At 45.0% G+C, this 16,646-nt stretch carries 11 protein-coding genes; 6 read left to right on the plus strand and 5 right to left on the minus strand.

Going from position 1 to position 16,646, the window contains the following annotated elements; translation table 11 throughout:
• Positions 1-133: 133 nt before the first annotated feature.
• The 3 genes from OW495_RS17190 (at position 134) to tadA (ending at position 3,919) form a co-directional block, all read left to right on the plus strand.
• Positions 134-1,696, plus strand: a complete 1,563-nt coding sequence (locus OW495_RS17190) for an AbgT family transporter (protein ID WP_050052903.1) — start codon at positions 134-136, stop codon at positions 1,694-1,696.
• A 231-nt stretch (positions 1,697-1,927) separates the two neighbouring features.
• Positions 1,928-3,217: a hemolysin family protein gene (locus tag OW495_RS17195; protein WP_289887568.1), complete on the plus strand. Its 1,290-nt coding sequence runs from the start codon at positions 1,928-1,930 to the stop codon at positions 3,215-3,217.
• 81 nt (positions 3,218-3,298) lie between these two features.
• The gene (gene tadA, locus OW495_RS17200; protein WP_289887569.1) at positions 3,299-3,919 is read left to right on the plus strand and encodes a tRNA adenosine(34) deaminase TadA; all 621 of its coding nucleotides are present in this window, start codon (positions 3,299-3,301) and stop codon (positions 3,917-3,919) included.
• A 58-nt stretch (positions 3,920-3,977) separates the two neighbouring features.
• Here the strand turns inward: tadA and OW495_RS17205 are convergent, their stop codons facing one another.
• Complete coding sequence (locus OW495_RS17205) at positions 3,978-4,112, minus strand: hypothetical protein (protein ID WP_017106613.1); 135 nt, start codon at positions 4,110-4,112, stop codon at positions 3,978-3,980.
• 303 nt (positions 4,113-4,415) lie between these two features.
• On the minus strand, positions 4,416-5,984 hold the full coding sequence (gene mltF / locus OW495_RS17210) for a membrane-bound lytic murein transglycosylase MltF (protein WP_289887571.1): 1,569 nt from the start codon (positions 5,982-5,984) through the stop codon (positions 4,416-4,418).
• 329 nt (positions 5,985-6,313) lie between these two features.
• Here mltF and purL point away from each other — a divergent pair, with 329 nt between their 5' ends.
• Together purL and OW495_RS17220 are read left to right on the plus strand one after the other, a co-directional pair.
• Complete coding sequence (purL, locus tag OW495_RS17215; RefSeq protein WP_289887572.1) at positions 6,314-10,228, plus strand: phosphoribosylformylglycinamidine synthase; 3,915 nt, start codon at positions 6,314-6,316, stop codon at positions 10,226-10,228.
• 272 nt (positions 10,229-10,500) lie between these two features.
• Positions 10,501-11,034: a DUF3332 domain-containing protein gene (locus OW495_RS17220; RefSeq protein WP_289887573.1), complete on the plus strand. Its 534-nt coding sequence runs from the start codon at positions 10,501-10,503 to the stop codon at positions 11,032-11,034.
• Between the two features lie 98 nt (positions 11,035-11,132).
• Here OW495_RS17220 and dapD read toward each other — a convergent pair whose 3' ends face one another.
• Positions 11,133-12,164: a 2,3,4,5-tetrahydropyridine-2,6-dicarboxylate N-succinyltransferase gene (dapD, locus tag OW495_RS17225; RefSeq protein ID WP_017106617.1), complete on the minus strand. Its 1,032-nt coding sequence runs from the start codon at positions 12,162-12,164 to the stop codon at positions 11,133-11,135.
• Between the two features lie 505 nt (positions 12,165-12,669).
• Here dapD and OW495_RS17230 point away from each other — a divergent pair.
• The gene (locus tag OW495_RS17230) at positions 12,670-14,664 is read left to right on the plus strand and encodes a bifunctional metallophosphatase/5'-nucleotidase (RefSeq protein WP_289887574.1); all 1,995 of its coding nucleotides are present in this window, start codon (positions 12,670-12,672) and stop codon (positions 14,662-14,664) included.
• 135 nt (positions 14,665-14,799) lie between these two features.
• On the opposite strand, the gene OW495_RS17235 is transcribed toward OW495_RS17230, so the two are convergent.
• Entirely contained in the window at positions 14,800-15,441 is a 642-nt protein-coding gene (locus tag OW495_RS17235) for a MarC family protein (RefSeq protein ID WP_017110229.1), read from the minus strand.
• Positions 15,442-15,640: 199 nt separating this feature from the next.
• Positions 15,641-16,630, minus strand: a complete 990-nt coding sequence (locus OW495_RS17240) for a GGGtGRT protein (RefSeq protein WP_017110228.1) — start codon at positions 16,628-16,630, stop codon at positions 15,641-15,643.
• Between the last annotated feature and the right edge of the window lie 16 nt (positions 16,631-16,646).

A 16,646-nucleotide genomic window follows, 5' to 3' on the forward strand; every position in this document is an offset into this window, starting at 1 on the left:
TCTCCATTTATGGAAAACAAGGTGGAATCTTGTGCTTTTTTATGGCGACTTTAATAGAATATGTGCTGCACCAATAGGCCGTGGTCAAAACTTATATTAGGCCTAAACAAACAACATCACATATGGAGTTACCATGAGTAACCAAGCCGTAAAAAAAGCACCATCGACTGAGAAGATCAGTGGGATGGACCGCTTTCTAAACTTCATTGAACGCGCCGGCAACAAAATTCCAGACCCAGCAATTCTGTTCTTCTGGGCTCTAGTTATCGTATGGGTAGCATCTGCACTTTTGTCGAATCTTTCATTCGACCTAATCAACCCTCAAACGGGTGCTGCTCTAGAAGTTAACAACCTACTAACTGGTGAAGCGCTTGCTAGCTTCCTAGCGAATATGGTTACCACATTCACAGGTTTTGCACCGCTAGGCATCGTACTTGTTGCTATGCTAGGTGTTGGCGTTGCTGACTCTTCAGGCTTCATTACGACTGGCCTTAAGAAGATGCTTAACTTCACGCCAGCTAAGCTATTAACGCCAATGCTAATCTTGGTTGCTATCGTGTCTCACACAGCAGCTGATGCAGGTTACGTTCTAGTAATCCCTCTTGGCGGTATCATCTTCCACGCAGCGGGTCGTCACCCTCTAGCAGGTATTGCAGCTGCGTTTGCTGGTGTATCAGGTGGTTTCTCTGCGAACTTCATTCCTTCAGGTATTGACCCGCTACTAGCAGGTTTCACTCAAACAGCGGCAAACGTTCTTGACCCTGCATATGTGGTTAACCCTCTAGCGAACATCTTCTTTACGGGCCTGTCTTCAGTTCTAATCGTTGCTATCGGTTGGTACGTAACAGAGAAGATCATCGAGCCTCGCCTTGCTAACACTCCTGTTGATGAAGATGCAGAACAAGCACCTGATCTAGGTACCTTTACAGCGATTGAATCTAAAGCATTCAAATTTGCTGGTTGGGCAATGGTTGCAGGTATTGGTCTACTTATCGCAGCTTTGGTGCCTGAAAACTCAGCACTTCGTTCGCCTGAAGGTGAGCTAACAGCGTTCTCTGCACCAGTAATGAAGTCTATCGTTCCTCTGATCTTCATCCTGTTTATTATTCCGGGTATCGTCTACGGCCGTGTAGCGGGTACTTTCAAGAATAGTAATGATGTTATCAAAGCAATGTCTGAGACGATGGCAACGATGGGCGCATACATTGTAATGTCGTTCTTCTGTGCTCAGTTCCTATCTGCATTCGCTCAATCAAACATCGGTACTATGCTGGCACTTTACGGTGCTGAAGGCTTGAAGGCGATGGACCTTCCAGGTGAAGCAACCGTTGTTGGTATGATTCTATTAACGGCTGCAGTTAACCTTCTTGTAGGTTCTGCTTCAGCTAAGTGGGCACTGATTGGCCCTATCCTAGTTCCTATGTTAATGGTTGTGGGTATCTCTCCTGAGCTATCTCAAGCGGCTTACCGTGTAGGCGATTCAGTGTCTAACATCATCTCTCCACTAATGGTGTTCTTCCCACTGGTTGTTGTTTACTGTCAACGTTACGTTAAGTCGACAGGTATCGGTACACTAGCTTCTCTAATGATGCCATTCTCGATTGCTATGCTAATCGGTTGGTCAATCTTCTTGCTAGCTTACTGGGCTCTTGGTATCCCACTAGGTATCCAAGCTCCTTACACTTACACAATGTAAGATAAGTAAAGCTAAGTACTAAAAGCAAAATTCAGTAAGATAAAATCATCGAAGCCCGCACCGAAATGTGCGGGTTTTTTTTCGTTATTTTTTTCGCTATTTTTTTTCTACTTCTGTTTGTGTCTAAGATTTCTTATATCTAAAACTTTTTATATCCCAAATAAAGGCACTCAGCTTATACTCCGGATTACGGCTAATTGTTGGCCGGTAAAATTAGGAAATCCAATCCACATGAAGATTCTGCTTTTAGTAGGGTTAATTGTTTTAAATGGTCTGTTTGCCATGTCAGAGATTGCACTGGTAGCAGCAAAGAATAGTCGGCTGAAACGTTTAGCCGAAAAACACCGCTCCGCTCAGGTTGCGCTTGAGCTCAAAGAAAATCCAACCCGCTTCCTTTCAACCATTCAAATCGGTATTACGGTAATCGGACTGCTCAGCGGTATTGTGGGCGAGGCGACGCTATCTGCGCCATTAGCCGTTCAACTTGAGCTGTGGGGGTTAGACCCAACCCAAGCGAATATATTGTCTACAGCGGTAGTCGTTGTCGGTATTACTTACTTCGCGATTGTTGTGGGTGAGTTGGTGCCAAAGCGTTTTGCTCAATCCCAAGCTGAAAACATCGCCGTGTTAGTGGCGCTGCCAATCTTCTGGTTATCTAAAATCGCGACGCCGTTTGTGTTTGCGTTGTCTGCATCAACCGAAGGTATTCTTAAGTTAATGGGACGTGGTGGCGAAGAAGACAGTGTGACTGAAGACGATATTCATGCACTGGTGAAAGAGGGCTCTGAATCAGGTGTGATAGAGCGTGGCGAGCAAGAGATGATTCGCAATATCTTACAGCTTGATGATCGCCTTGTGAGCTCGTTGATGACGCCACGTCGAGACGTCGACTTTCTGGATATTGACCAACCCGTTGAGCACATATTCAAAAAATTACGTTCGTCAAAGCACAGTGTGTTTCCATTATGCCAAGATCACCTCAATAAAGTGGTCGGTACGGTGTCGGCCAAAGCTTTGTTGAATCAGGCGGGTAATTTAAGTATTCAAGTGATCATGGGGCTGTCTAAGTCTCCGATATATGTTCCGGAGTCTATGAAGGCGTTGCGTTTACTTAGCTACTTTAAAGAGTCGGGTACCGAGATGGCGTTCATCGTTGATGAATATGGCGATGTGCAAGGCCTTGTGACTCATTACGATATTCTTGAAGCGATTGCAGGTGAGCTATCCAATAACCCCAATGACCTATGGACTGAGCAAGTTGAAGACGGGTTGCTGGTGGATGGATTAATCCCTCTCAGTGAGCTCAAGAACCGCTTAGAGCTGTCAGAGTTAGAAGGGGAAAGCGAAGGCTTCCAAACATTGAATGGCCTTATCACTTGGCTGATTGGGCGTTTACCCGATACTGGAGAAGTCGTTGATTGTCAGCAATGGCAGTTTGAAATCATCTCGGTTGAGAACAACCGCATCGTGAGTGTTAAAGCGACAAAAATAGCCAATGAGTTGGGCGATGCTGTTAGTTAGATAAGCCGCTAGATATTTAACGAAAAAGCCCTCGCTTGTTGTTCGTTATCTCTTTATTGTTCATAATCACTAAGATTAGGTATGCTTCTCCGCATACCTTTTTTTGTTCCTATCCTTTGTTTTCTGGAGTTCCCTTTGTCAGACCATCAATTCACCCCTCAAGATGAAATCTTCATGCGACGTGCCATTGAGGTGGCCAAGCAAGCTGAGAATGAGGGAGAGGTTCCCGTGGGTGCTGTGTTGGTAAAAGAGGGTGAGATTATTTCTGAAGGTTGGAACCGTTCGATTGGCAGCCACGATGCCACAGCACACGCTGAAATCGAAACCTTGCGCAAAGCGGGGCAAGCTTTGGAAAACTATCGCTTACTCGATACTACCTTATACGTCACGCTTGAACCGTGTCCTATGTGCGCGGGTGCCTTGTTACACAGCCGAGTAAAACGGATTGTGTTTGGTGCGCCTGACTTGAAAGCGGGTGCGGCGGGTACGGTATTGAACCTCTTTGAAAGCCAAGCCTCATACCACTATGCCGATGTTGAGCATGGTCTGTTAGAAGAAGAGTGCCGTGAACAGCTACAGGCGTTTTTTAAACGTCGTAGAAAAGAGATAAAAGAGAAGCGAAAGCTTGAGCGTTTGCAGGAAGAGCAGCGTTTAGAAGCTGAGAAGGCAAGTAACAAGAAGAAGCCAGCTAACAAGAGATAGAAGTAAGTTCTAGGCACCCTCTATCGCAAGAGTGCCGCAGAAAACTTACTCGGTGTATTTACTCAGAAAGTATCTGCATGAAAGCACGGTTGCGCCAAATGATCTTTTTCTTATTATTTGAAAGCATACGCTTACGACGGTTTGCAGCAACGGTCTTATCAAGGCGCTTCGATTTCAGTTTGTTCTTCATCATTTCAACGATTTCCTATTTGTCGTCTGGCTTTGTAATTATGACTTCAGTTTTAATTATAGTGGTTATTTGTTTATGAGCTCTGTCGCGAACTTAGCGATACTTTTTGAGTAACCATTCGCAATGGCCAATGTCTGAATACAACAGAACATCATGGCGCTTATGGTGTGTCGTTATAAAGTTCGATTGTTACTGCAATATGACACCTCAAGTTTAACGGTCACTTTGTTTGTTTAGCCTCTCAATACGAACCAGTGATTCATGTATAAAAAAAGAGCAACGCTATATAGCATTGCTCTTTTTTATTTAGTTGGAAGACTCAGCTTCGTCGACAGCGGATTCAGCCGCACTGATTGTCGATTCAGCGCCCGAGATCTCTAAAGGTGGGATAACCACCAACCCTTCAAGGCTCGCTTCTTCTTCTTTATTTCGCTTGTTCACATGGCCAATAATACTTTGGTAATAACGGCGAATGTTCTCAACGTAATTCCTTGCTTCATCACCACGAGCATAACCGTAACGAGTTTTACTGTAGTACTTCTTCTGCTTTAGAAGAGGTAGCCTATCTTTCACATCACCCCAAGCGTCAGGATCACCGCCTTGTGCTTTGGTTAGGCGACGTGCATCCATCATGTGACCGTAACCTACGTTATATGATGCGAGGGCAAACCAGATCTTTTCATGTTGAGTGATAGAGTCGGGAACTCGATTCACGATACGACGTAAGTATTCAACCCCACCTTGTACCGACTGTTTCGGGTCAAGACGATTAGTAACACCGACGCTTTTCGCGGTTGGCAGCGTCAACATCATCATGCCTCGAACACCAGTAGGAGAACGTGCTACTGGGTTCCAGTGTGACTCTTGGTATGCCAAAGCAGCAATCAAGCGCCAATCAAATTCTTGTGAGTATTTCTGAAACAGTGGCGACCATTTTGGTAGCTTGCTATCCAAGGCGCGGATAAAGGCACGAGTATCAACGTAGTCAAAGGTGCCAATGTGACCGATGTATTTCTCTTCCAGTGAAGCCAGTTCACCAGATTGTTTTAGGTTACCGAAGAACTCAATCAGCAATGCATATAGGCTTTCATCTTCTGAACGCTCTAAGTACCAAGAAATAGGTTGGTCTTCTGTAAGCTCAAATGCCAAAGCGACGTCTGGGTATAAACGCTGTGCGAGTGACAGCTCAATCGAGTCTGCTACCGTAAACAAGCGTTCACCAGTCGACACTTCTTTTAGCAGGTCATTGATGTCTGCATTACCGACTGCATCGTAGATAAAGTCATCGTGTGTGTTTTGTAGCTGTTTTAGTGTTGGTTCAAAGTGTGAGTCTTTCACCACAACCAAAGACGGCGTTAGTGTTTCATTTGATGCCGTTTCTTCTGATTCAGATTGTGCTTTTACAAATTCGGCCTGACGCTCGTTTTCAAACTTGATCAGTTGACCGAGGTTTCTTGGTCGCCACTGGCCTTTTTTGTACACGACTTGTTGGCTTACATAGTAATAAGCGGGCGCGGCGCGATACGCACGTGTCAGGTTATTGTTTTGCGTTAACCCAGTCGCGATAAGATCGATTTCGCCTTTCTTTAGGGCTGGAAAGAGACCGGATAAACGGTATGCAGGTTTAACCTCAAGCTTTACACCAAGCTCCTGCGCAAACTCACGAGCTAACTCGTAATCTAAGCCAGCAGGGCCATCGGGACCAATGTAATAAGAGAGTTGGTTATTCAGGGTGCCGACACGAAGAACGCCGCGATCTCGTATCTGCTCAAGGACACTTTTAGGTTCAGATTCAATCTGGCATCCCGTTAGCCCTAACAGAGCGATAACGAGCAGAAGGAATTTAGACGAAAAGATGAGCGTAAATTTAGGCATCAAAATGAAATCTCGAAAAGTGGAAGCCCCTTTATACCAAACCCCGCAAGGCTGGCAAAGCAGGTTTATTTAAACAGTTGTAAAAGTGCTGATAAATGCAGCAAAACTGTCATTTATATCGTTAGATGAAAAAAATAACGCAAACGGTTGCTTTTGGTGTTACGTCACAAAAAGAAATGCTTTATAATGCGCTCGCATTGAAGAGGTGGAATCGGCATAGGTTTGTTAACCTTCGGGAATAGCTTCGAAGAAAACAGTTAGGTTGTTCCTATAACCCACTGAATTTATTCCAATATCACCTTAATCAACTGCATAAGAGACCTAAGCACATGAGAATTTTGCGTGGCTCCCCAGCTCTATCTGAGTTTCGTGTTAACAAGCTTTTAGAGCTTTGTCGTGAATTAAGCTTACCTGTAACAGGTATTTACGCTGAGTTTGCCCACTTTGCTGATTTAACGGCAGACCTAGATGCGTCTGAAGTTGAGAAGCTAGAAAAGCTACTGACTTACGGTCCAACGATTGAAGAGCATGAACCTGAAGGTTTACTGCTGCTTGCAACGCCACGTCCAGGCACTATCTCGCCTTGGTCTTCAAAATCAACTGATATCGCACACAACTGTGGACTGGCTAAAGTGTCACGTCTAGAGCGCGGTACCGCTTTCTACATTGAAACTTCTTCTGAACTTTCTGAGCTTCAACTTGTTGAGCTGAAAGCAATCCTGCACGACCGTATGATGGAAGTGGTTTTTACTGACTTCGAATCGGCAGCTGCACTCTTCACAGTTGCTGAGCCTGCTCCTTATGCGGAAGTTGACCTATTAACTGGCGGACGTAAAGCGCTTGAAAAAGCAAACGTTACCTTAGGTCTTGCGCTAGCAGAAGATGAAATTGATTACCTTCTTGAAAGCTTCACTGAAAAGCTAGGTCGTAACCCGACTGACATCGAGCTAATGATGTTTGCACAAGCGAACTCAGAGCACTGTCGTCATAAGATCTTTAACGCTGATTGGACTATCGATGGCGTTAAGCAAGAAAAATCATTGTTCAAGATGATTAAGAACACCTTTGAAACGACACCAGAACATGTTCTGTCTGCTTATAAAGACAACGCAGCGGTAATGACAGGTTCTGAAGTCGGTCGTTTCTTCCCAGATCCAGAAACTCGTCAGTACAACTACCACCAAGAGAAAACACACATCTTGATGAAAGTTGAAACGCACAACCACCCAACGGCAATCTCTCCATGGCCGGGCGCATCAACAGGTTCAGGCGGTGAAATCCGTGATGAAGGCGCGACAGGTATTGGTGGTAAGCCAAAAGCGGGTTTGGTTGCTTTCTCTGTATCTAACCTTAAGATCCCGAACTTTGTTCAACCTTGGGAAACTGACTTTGGTAAGCCAAGCCGTATCGTTACTGCTTTGGATATCATGCTTGAAGGACCTCTTGGTGGCGCAGCATTCAACAACGAATTTGGTCGTCCAAACCTATTAGGTTACTTCCGTACTTACGAAGAGAAAGTAAACTCTCACGCAGGTGAAGAAGTTCGTGGTTACCACAAGCCAATCATGCTGGCTGGTGGTCTAGGTAACATTCGTGATGATCATGTTCAGAAGAAAGAGATCCCAGTAGGTGCAAGCCTAATCGTTCTTGGTGGTCCTGCGATGAACATCGGCCTTGGTGGCGGTGCAGCATCTTCAATGGATTCTGGTTCTTCTTCTGAAGACTTAGATTTTGCTTCTGTACAACGTGAAAACCCAGAAATGGAACGTCGTTGTCAGGAAGTTATCGACCGTTGTTGGCAGCTTGGTGACGCGAACCCAATCGCATTTATCCACGATGTGGGCGCAGGCGGCATCTCGAATGCTCTTCCTGAGCTAGTCGACGATGGCGAGCGTGGCGGTATCTTTAATCTACGTGACGTGCCAAACGATGAGCCGGGCATGAGCCCACTTGAGATCTGGTGTAACGAATCTCAAGAGCGTTACGTAATGGCGGTTGCTGATAAAGACATGGCAACATTCGACGCGATTTGTAAACGTGAACGCGCACCTTACGCAGTGGTTGGTAAAGCAACGGAAGAACGTGATTTGAAACTAGAAGATTCACACTTCGACAATACGCCAATCGACATGCCAATGGACATCCTATTAGGTAAAACACCTAAGATGCACCGTGACGCGAAGACGCTAAAAGCAAACAACCCTGCGATTGACCGTTCTGGTATCGAACTAAACGAAGCGGTTGACCGTATTCTTCGCCTACCAACAGTGGCAGAGAAAACATTCCTTATCACTATCGGTGACCGCTCGGTTACAGGCCTTGTAGCTCGTGACCAAATGGTTGGCCCATGGCAGGTTCCAGTTGCTAACTGCGCAGTAACTGCAGCAAGTTACGACTCTTACCACGGTGAGGCAATGTCTCTTGGTGAGCGTACGCCAGTTGCACTTCTAGACTTTGGCGCGTCAGCTCGTCTAGCGGTTGGTGAAGCAATCACTAACATCGCAGCGACGAACATCGGCGATATCAAACACATTAAATTGTCAGCTAACTGGATGTCTCCAGCAGGTCACCCTGGTGAAGATGCAGGCCTTTACGAAGCGGTTAAAGCCGTAGGTGAAGAACTATGTCCAGCACTGGGTCTAACTATCCCTGTGGGTAAAGACTCAATGTCGATGAAGACTAAATGGGAAGAGAATGGCGAGCAGAAAGAAGTAACGTCTCCGCTGTCTCTTGTTATCACTGCGTTTGCACGTATTGAAGATGTTCGTAAGACGATTACTCCTCAATTGCGTACAGACAAAGGCAACACGTCATTGGTACTTATCGACCTAGGTAACGGCAAAAACCGTATGGGTGCAACGGCACTAGCGCAAGTTTACAAGCAGCTTGGTGATAAACCAGCAGACGTAGACAACGCAGCGCAACTAAAAGGCTTCTACGAAGGCGTTCAAACGCTTGTAGCGAACGACCAAGTTGTGGCTTACCACGATAAAGGCGATGGCGGTCTATTCGTAACGCTAGCTGAAATGGCGTTCGCAGGTCACTGTGGTGTTAACGCGAACATTGAAGCGCTTTTATCTGCATCAGAGAACAGCGAAGATACACTAGCAGCACTCTTCAACGAAGAGCTAGGTGCGGTAATCCAAGTTCGTAACGACGATCTAGACGCAGTTCTTTCTACTCTTGCAGCAAATGGCCTAGAAGCGTGTTCACACGTAATTGGCTCTGTTGAAGCATCAGACGAAGTAGTGATTAAGTCAGGCGCAGACGTTGTAATCCAACGTAACCGTACTGAACTACGTACTATCTGGGCTGAAACCACGCACAAGATGCAAGGTTTACGTGATAACCCAATCTGTGCAGACCAAGAGCACGAAGCGAAGAAAGACAACTCGGACCCAGGTCTGAACGTGAAACTAAGCTTTGACGTAAACGAAGACATTGCTGCTCCTTACATCAACAAGGGCGCTAAGCCTAAGATGGCGATTCTACGTGAGCAGGGTGTTAACTCTCACGTTGAAATGGCAGCAGCATTCGACCGCGCAGGTTTCGAAGCAACTGATATTCACATGAGCGACATCCTAACGGGTCAAGCGGTACTAGAAGAATACAACGGCCTTGTTGCTTGTGGTGGCTTCTCTTACGGTGATGTACTGGGCGCTGGTGAAGGTTGGGCTAAATCGGTTCTGTTTAACGACTCTACGCGTGACCAATTTGAAAACTTCTTCAAGCGTGAAGATACTTTCTCTCTAGGTGTGTGTAACGGTTGTCAGATGTTATCTAACCTGCGTGAACTTATCCCTGGAGCTGAGTACTGGCCACGTTTCGTTCGTAACGAATCTGAGCGTTTTGAAGCTCGTTTCAGCCTAGTTGAAGTTCAGAAGTCTGATTCTGTATTCTTCAACGGCATGGAAGGTTCTCGTATGCCAATCGCTGTTTCTCATGGTGAAGGCCGCGTAGAAGTGCGTGACAACGACCACCTAAACGCGATTGAAAACTCAGGTACGGTTGCTCTACGTTACGTTGATAACAACGGTAACCAAACGCAGCAATACCCGAATAACCCGAACGGTTCGCCAAACGCTATCACTGGTTTAACAACGACGGATGGCCGTGTGACTATCATGATGCCTCACCCAGAGCGTGTATTCCGTACGGTTGCTAACTCTTGGTCTCCAGAAGGTTGGGGCGAGAATGGTGCTTGGATGCGTATGTTCCAAAACGCACGTAAGAATGTGGGTTAATCACTTACCTACATGCTGCGTTAATCTAGATTGGATTAACTAAAAGCTAAAAATTTAAAAGCGCAGATCGAAAGGTCTGCGCTTTTTTATTACAAAAATTTTAGGAACCAACGCGAAACAAATTAGGTTTGCAGTTTGCTGTTCTAAAAATCTCCACTACGCTAAATGTTATGGAATCAATTTGTTAGGCCATCATTTCTTGTATTCATACAAGAACAATTCAATTTGGCCGTTCAAAAACTGAATCAATCATCGTGGCATAAGAGGGATCTATGAAAACAACAATCACAAAAGCAGTTGCAGTGGCAGCGATTGTCATGTCGTTAGCTGGGTGTGTCGGTAGTAACGCCGTTACTGGGAAATTAATGAAGTTCAACGTAGAGGTTGTCGATAACCGTTACGCTCGTGCTGGGGTCAACTTCTTGCTTGCGCCAGTTTACGCGCTAACAACAGCAGCCGATTACATTGTATTTAACTCAATCGAATTCTGGGCGGGTAAAAACCCACTTACAGGTGCACCTCATATCTTTGATAGTAAAGTCGACACTATGATTGATGTTAACGATAGCCTAGATGACTCATTGAAAGATGCACCACTTGGTTTCAACAATCGTCAGATTGAATGGGGTGAGATGCAACAGATCGATGAGAACACTATTCAAATGGATATCACCTATAACGATGGCCAGAAAGCTGTTCTGACGGGGGTTCGTGATGGCGACAAAGTCAGCTACTACATGGATGGCACGTTAGTTTCAGAAACCTCTATTCAGGCTCTTGAACAGCTAGCCGCAGAAAAAGTATAACCTTCTCTGGTTTACCGCTATAAAAGAAAAGCCGCTGGATTTAACCCCAGCGGCTTCGTATTTTTTAGTATCTAGTAATTTAGCATCTAGCGCGTAGATTAGTTGTTGCTGTGTAGCTCGCTGTTCAGTTCAACAGCTGATTTGTTCGCTAGACATTCAATTTGGCCAGTAATCGAGTTACGACGGAACAGAAGGTCAGAAACGCCAGCAAGGTCGCGAGCTTTAATGATTTCTACTTCGTTGCCTTCTTTATCTAGCATGCGAACTTTAGTACCCGCAGTCACGTAAAGACCAGACTCAACCGTACAACGGTCGCCCATTGGGAAACCAAGACCAGCGTTTGCGCCTAGTAGGCAGTTTTCGCCGATAGAGATAACCATAGTACCGCCACCAGACAGAGTACCCATGATAGAAGCGCCGCCGCCGATGTCTGAACCGTTACCCACAACAACACCCGCAGAGATACGACCTTCAACCATGCTTACGCCAGTTGTACCTGCATTGAAGTTGATGAAACCTTCGTGCATTACTGTTGTGCCTTCGCCTACGTGTGCGCCAAGACGAACACGAGAAGTATCAGCAATACGAATACCTGTTGGTACCACGTAATCCACCATTTTAGGGAACTTGTCTACGCAATCTACAGACAGAGCGCGACCAGCAAGGCGAGCTTCGATTTGACGCTCAGCTAGCTCTGGAAGATCGATTGGGCCTTCGTTTGTCCATGCGATGTTGTGCAGTAGACCGAAGATGCCGTCCAGTACCGTGCCGTGTGGCTGAACTAGGCGGTTAGAGATAAGTTGTAGCTTTAGGAAGCCTTCAGCAACTGATGCTGGCTTCTCGTCAGCCGCAAGAAGAACAAGAACAAGTGGCTGCTCAGATGCTGCTGCTTTTTCTGCGAAAGATGCGTTAGCTGCATCGTCGTTTGCTGCGAATGCTTTTGCTAGTTCTGCGCTTTGTGCAGCAGAGATTTCGATAGCTTGGTTGCCTTCAGTGTAACCTGCAACTTCAGCCACAGCAGCTACAAGAGCATCGCTTGGGTTTAGAAGTGGGTTAGGGAAGAACGCTTCAATGATTTTATTGTCGCGGTTTTTGGTTGCCGTACCGAAGGCTAGTGAAAAGTAAGCCATGTTGAATCTCCATGTGTTGAGTCTTGATTTTGCTATTCAATAACAGCGGCTCGAATAACAAGCGCTGCCGTTAGCAAAGTTAATTTAATTGCGTTCATCATAAAGAGAGCGCCCCCGTTATGAAAGGGCGTATCGGGATAAAGTCTGTAAAATGATATTGCTTGTCTTTTTAGCGATAGTTTTCATTATCCGGATATTACTGTTAGCGCTTAATGTTTTGCTGATCGGTTGAGTTGCACCGCGCAGCCTCGTTTCCATCCCCCGATACTGGTCTATAACTACCCCTCTTGTTATCCGTATCAATAGAGTCAGTCACATTTTCTTTATAAATGCATGTTTATTATCACAATTCATCGAGTTCTGTTGATTTATCGTTTGTGCTTACAGTCCGAGTAAATACTCAAGTTTTCAGCTGTGTAATTAAGAGAATGATCACTAAAACCCTTCGATATATAAGTATATTTCCAGCCATAACGACATTAAAACGATTAATAAAGGATCTTCTATGAATTTTACTAAGTCTTTACTGGTGCTCTCTATCGGCGTAGCGATGGTTGGCTGTGGCTCGGACAATGACGACAATATTATTGCCCCCGATATGACATTGCGCATAGCACATGTGAATGACACCCACTCAAATTTTGACCCTGTAAAATCAAGTTTTACTATGGGTGCTGATGGCAAGAAGGTTTATAACGAATTTGGTGGTTATCCTCGCCTATTGAAAGCCGCTGATGATATCAAAGCGGATGCTAAAGCTGACAAAGAACCTTTGTTATTCTTGCATGGCGGTGACGCATGGCAAGGTACCGCTTACTTTAAGTTAAATGAAGGTGCTGCAAACGCAGATTTGTTGTCACAGATGGGGTTAGATGCAATGGTGCTTGGGAACCATGAATTCGATTTAGATACCGACAAGCTCGCATCGTTCATCAATACGGTTAGTTTTCCCGTGTTAGCTAATAACATGGATGCATCAAAAGATCAGTCTTTAAGTAATGTCGATAATTTATATCCGTATCAACTGTTTGCATTTGAAGGCTCAGAAAAAAGAGCAATTACCTCTGTTTCTGATGCAAGTGACGATGAGAAAGTTGTTGCGGTAATCGGTGTTGTTTTGGGGGATATGCCAACGATAGCTACCGGAACTGGTGATGTGACATTTAGTGACCAAATTACAGCAACTCAAGCCACTATAAATGATTTAAAAACCAAGGGTGTGAATAAAATCATCGTTTTATCACACATAGGAAATGCTGCCGATAAGGATCTTGCTGCCAATACAACGGGTATCGATATCATTGTTGGTGGTCATTCACATACTTTACTTGGTGATTTTACCGACCTTGATCAAGGCAATAATGGTATTTACGCCGAAATGATCCCGCAAAAAGACAAAGCACAAAATACTTGTGTGGTTCAAGCTGGCCAATATGCGGAAGCTATTGGAGACGTTGATGTATCATTTGACATAGACGGCAATCTCATCTCATGTGTTGGGAACAATACTTTATTATCAAATGATGAGTTTTATCACGATTCTCATCGAGAACATCAAATGATTAGTACTGATAAAGATGATGTAACGTCGTTTATTGATAATAATGAAAAAATCACGATAAAAGATGAAGATATTGATTTAAGAACCCGTATCGACGCAACTTATAAGCCAGCTCTCGATGCTGCGTATGGTGATGTTGTTGCAGCTGCACCGACTGAAATCAGTCATGAGCGCCGTCCTGGTGATGCTGGAACTGATAAGCATGGTTCAGATGTTGCTCCTATGATTGCTCAAGGTATGATTTATTGGGCAAATCAACCGTCGGTAACAACGGTTACCGGTAAAAATGTTCAGATTGGTTTGGTGGGAGCTGGTGGTGTTCGAACGGATATTGCGTCTGGTGATTTCAGGGAAGGCAATGCTACGTTGGAACTATTACCATTCTCGAACTACTTGTCGATTTTAACCGTTAAAGGCGAAGTGATTCGAAATCTTATTGACAGCACAATTGAGCCGACGCTTGCGGAAGGTGCTCATGCTGGCAAGTTCCCTTACGTATCAGGCATGCGTTACACGTTTACAGAAGATGTGAAAGGTGTATCAGGCACAGTGACAACTCTTGAGGTCAATACTGGAACAGAAGACAACCCAGTGTGGGCGACAATGAACGATGTTGATAACTACACTGTTATCGTTAATAACTATAATGCAAGTGGTAGTGATGGTTGGAATGTATTAGGCGATGCTCAATTAACATCTACAGATCGTCAAGACATTGTCATTTCAGGCAATGGTTTTAAAACTTATAAAGTTAATAACCTGACATACGATGGAAGTACCGAGAAATATAGCGTCAACTATGACGGTGGTATTAAACCATGCGCGGAAGGTTCAGGTGACGTATGTAATACTGATGCCGAATCATTTATTTCTTGGGCTGAGCATAAGAAAGTATTAGAACCACTAGGCTTTGAAACAACAACGATGGAATACAAATAATACTGATGTCGCTCTTATCGGAGCGTTATGTATTGTTAATTAAAGTCTTAAAATGCAAGGCTATAGATTAACCTTGAAAGAAAATAGCCAGCAGATCGCTGGCTATTTTTGTATCAGGATATCGTCGTTCTGAGCTTAAACAAACAGCGCCTTGTAAGCCTGTTCAATCCCTTCAATCAACATCTGCATACCGATAACTGCGAGTATTAGACCCATCATTCGAGTAATCACGTTCAGTGCACTTGGTCCAACCGCTTTAACGAAGCGTTCACCGAATACAAACAAGACGTAGGTTAGGGTGCAGAGGAGGCCAAATGCCACAATGGTTATGATGGTCTCGTAAATCCCTTCAGTACTGGCAAAGTTCATCGCAGTGGCAATAGTGCCCGGGCCAGCCAGTATTGGCATGGCTAAAGGTGATACTGCGATACTTAGCGCTGCGTCTCGCTGGGCGTCTGAGTTTACTTTCTCTTTTGCTTTTGAGTGTGTTGAATCACCTTGCAGCATGTGGAAGCCGATCAAAAAGACCAGAATGCCGCCTGTGATGCGCAGTGCGTACAGCGTGATACCAAAGAGGTCAAAGATCAGTTTGCCAGAAATCGCAAAAGTACTAACGATAACGAAGGCAATGAGTACCGATCGGAATGCGATAGATTTTACCGTTTCTCTGTCATTGTCACCGGTTAATCCAAGAAAGATTGGCGTATTAGCGATAGGGTTCATAATGGCAAAAAAGCCCATGAACACGGTAATGGTATGAATGATGAGCTCTTTCATATTATTCCTTTGAAAAGATGCAGTTAAATACAAATAATTATTAGAAATAGATAGTAGAGCAAGTGTGAATAAAAAACAGCCAGCATAAGGCTGGCTGTTTGGTTTTAGTGATAGGTATAGAGTTTTGGTCGTCTGTTATTGCTTGTTTCTCAGTTAACGGACTCTATTCTATGGATAGATCGTGGCGCCAACGTTGTCGTTATGCGTTTTGAGATTCGCTTACTGCTACAGCCAATGCAACCGTCGCGCCGACCATTGGGTTGTTACCCATGCCGATGAAGCCCATCATTGCCACGTGAGCCGGAACAGAAGAGCTACCTGCGAACTGAGCGTCAGCGTGCATTCTGCCCATGGTATCTGTCATGCCGTAAGATGCTGGGCCTGCTGCCACGTTATCTGGGTGCAATGTTCGACCTGTACCGCCGCCTGAAGCAACTGAGAAGTAAGGTAAACCTTGGCGAGTACGTTCTGCTTTGTAGATACCTGCAACAGGGTGTTGGAAGCGCGTTGGGTTAGTTGAGTTACCCGTAATACTTACATCCACTTCTTCTCTGTGCATGATTGCCACGCCTTCACGTACATCATCAGCGCCGTAACATAAGATCTCTCCGCGAGGGCCTTGTGAGAAGCGGCGACGTTCTGTTTCAACAAGCTCGCCTGTTTGGTAATCGTATTGAGTGCGAACATAGGTAAAACCATTGATGCGAGAAATTAAGTAAGCTGCATCTTTACCTAGACCATTGAGTATTACCTTTAATGGGTTGTGACGTGATTTGTTGACGTTGAGTGCGATTTTAATCGCACCTTCTGCAGCAGCAAAAGATTCATGGCCCGCAAGGAAAGCAAAGCAGTGGCTTTCTTCATTTAGAAGACGTGCAGCCAATGCACCGTGGCCGATCCCCACTTGGCGTTGCTCAGCAACACTGCCAGGTTTGGTGAATGCTTGAAGGCCTTCACCAATGATATTTGCTGCTTGTTCTGCGCTGGTGGCTTTGCGAAATAGCGCCAGTGCTGAGCCAAGGATATAAGCATCGGCAGCGCTTTCAAAAGCAATAGGTTGGGTATCCATCACTAACGCTTTTGGGTCGACATTGTGTGATAGACAGTATTGGTTCGCTTGCTCTAAAGAGTCGAAGTTCATTTCTGCCAATACGCGAGTTACTGATTCATTAAATTGAGTGTTCATCATATCTTTCCTCTAAATT

Origin of the sequence: Vibrio sp. 14N.309.X.WAT.E.F5 (genome assembly GCF_030397615.1) — a bacterium.
Lineage (GTDB): Bacteria > Pseudomonadota > Gammaproteobacteria > Enterobacterales > Vibrionaceae > Vibrio > Vibrio lentus.

Excerpts from the sequence above, each read along its gene's own strand:
- mltF (WP_289887571.1), bottom strand. The coding sequence starts at position 5,984 with ATGCCTAAATTTACGCTCATCTTTTCGTCTAAATTCCTTCTGCTCGTT.
- OW495_RS17190 (WP_050052903.1), top strand. The coding sequence starts at position 134 with ATGAGTAACCAAGCCGTAAAAAAAGCACCATCGACTGAGAAGATCAGT.
- dapD (WP_017106617.1), bottom strand. The coding sequence starts at position 12,164 with ATGGCTTACTTTTCACTAGCCTTCGGTACGGCAACCAAAAACCGCGAC.
- OW495_RS17230 (WP_289887574.1), top strand. The coding sequence starts at position 12,670 with ATGAATTTTACTAAGTCTTTACTGGTGCTCTCTATCGGCGTAGCGATG.
- OW495_RS17195 (WP_289887568.1), top strand. The coding sequence starts at position 1,928 with ATGAAGATTCTGCTTTTAGTAGGGTTAATTGTTTTAAATGGTCTGTTT.
- OW495_RS17240 (WP_017110228.1), bottom strand. The coding sequence starts at position 16,630 with ATGATGAACACTCAATTTAATGAATCAGTAACTCGCGTATTGGCAGAA.
- purL (WP_289887572.1), top strand. The coding sequence starts at position 6,314 with ATGAGAATTTTGCGTGGCTCCCCAGCTCTATCTGAGTTTCGTGTTAAC.
- OW495_RS17235 (WP_017110229.1), bottom strand. The coding sequence starts at position 15,441 with ATGAAAGAGCTCATCATTCATACCATTACCGTGTTCATGGGCTTTTTT.
- OW495_RS17205 (WP_017106613.1), bottom strand. The coding sequence starts at position 4,112 with ATGATGAAGAACAAACTGAAATCGAAGCGCCTTGATAAGACCGTTGCT.
- OW495_RS17220 (WP_289887573.1), top strand. The coding sequence starts at position 10,501 with ATGAAAACAACAATCACAAAAGCAGTTGCAGTGGCAGCGATTGTCATG.
- tadA (WP_289887569.1), top strand. The coding sequence starts at position 3,299 with ATGCTTCTCCGCATACCTTTTTTTGTTCCTATCCTTTGTTTTCTGGAG.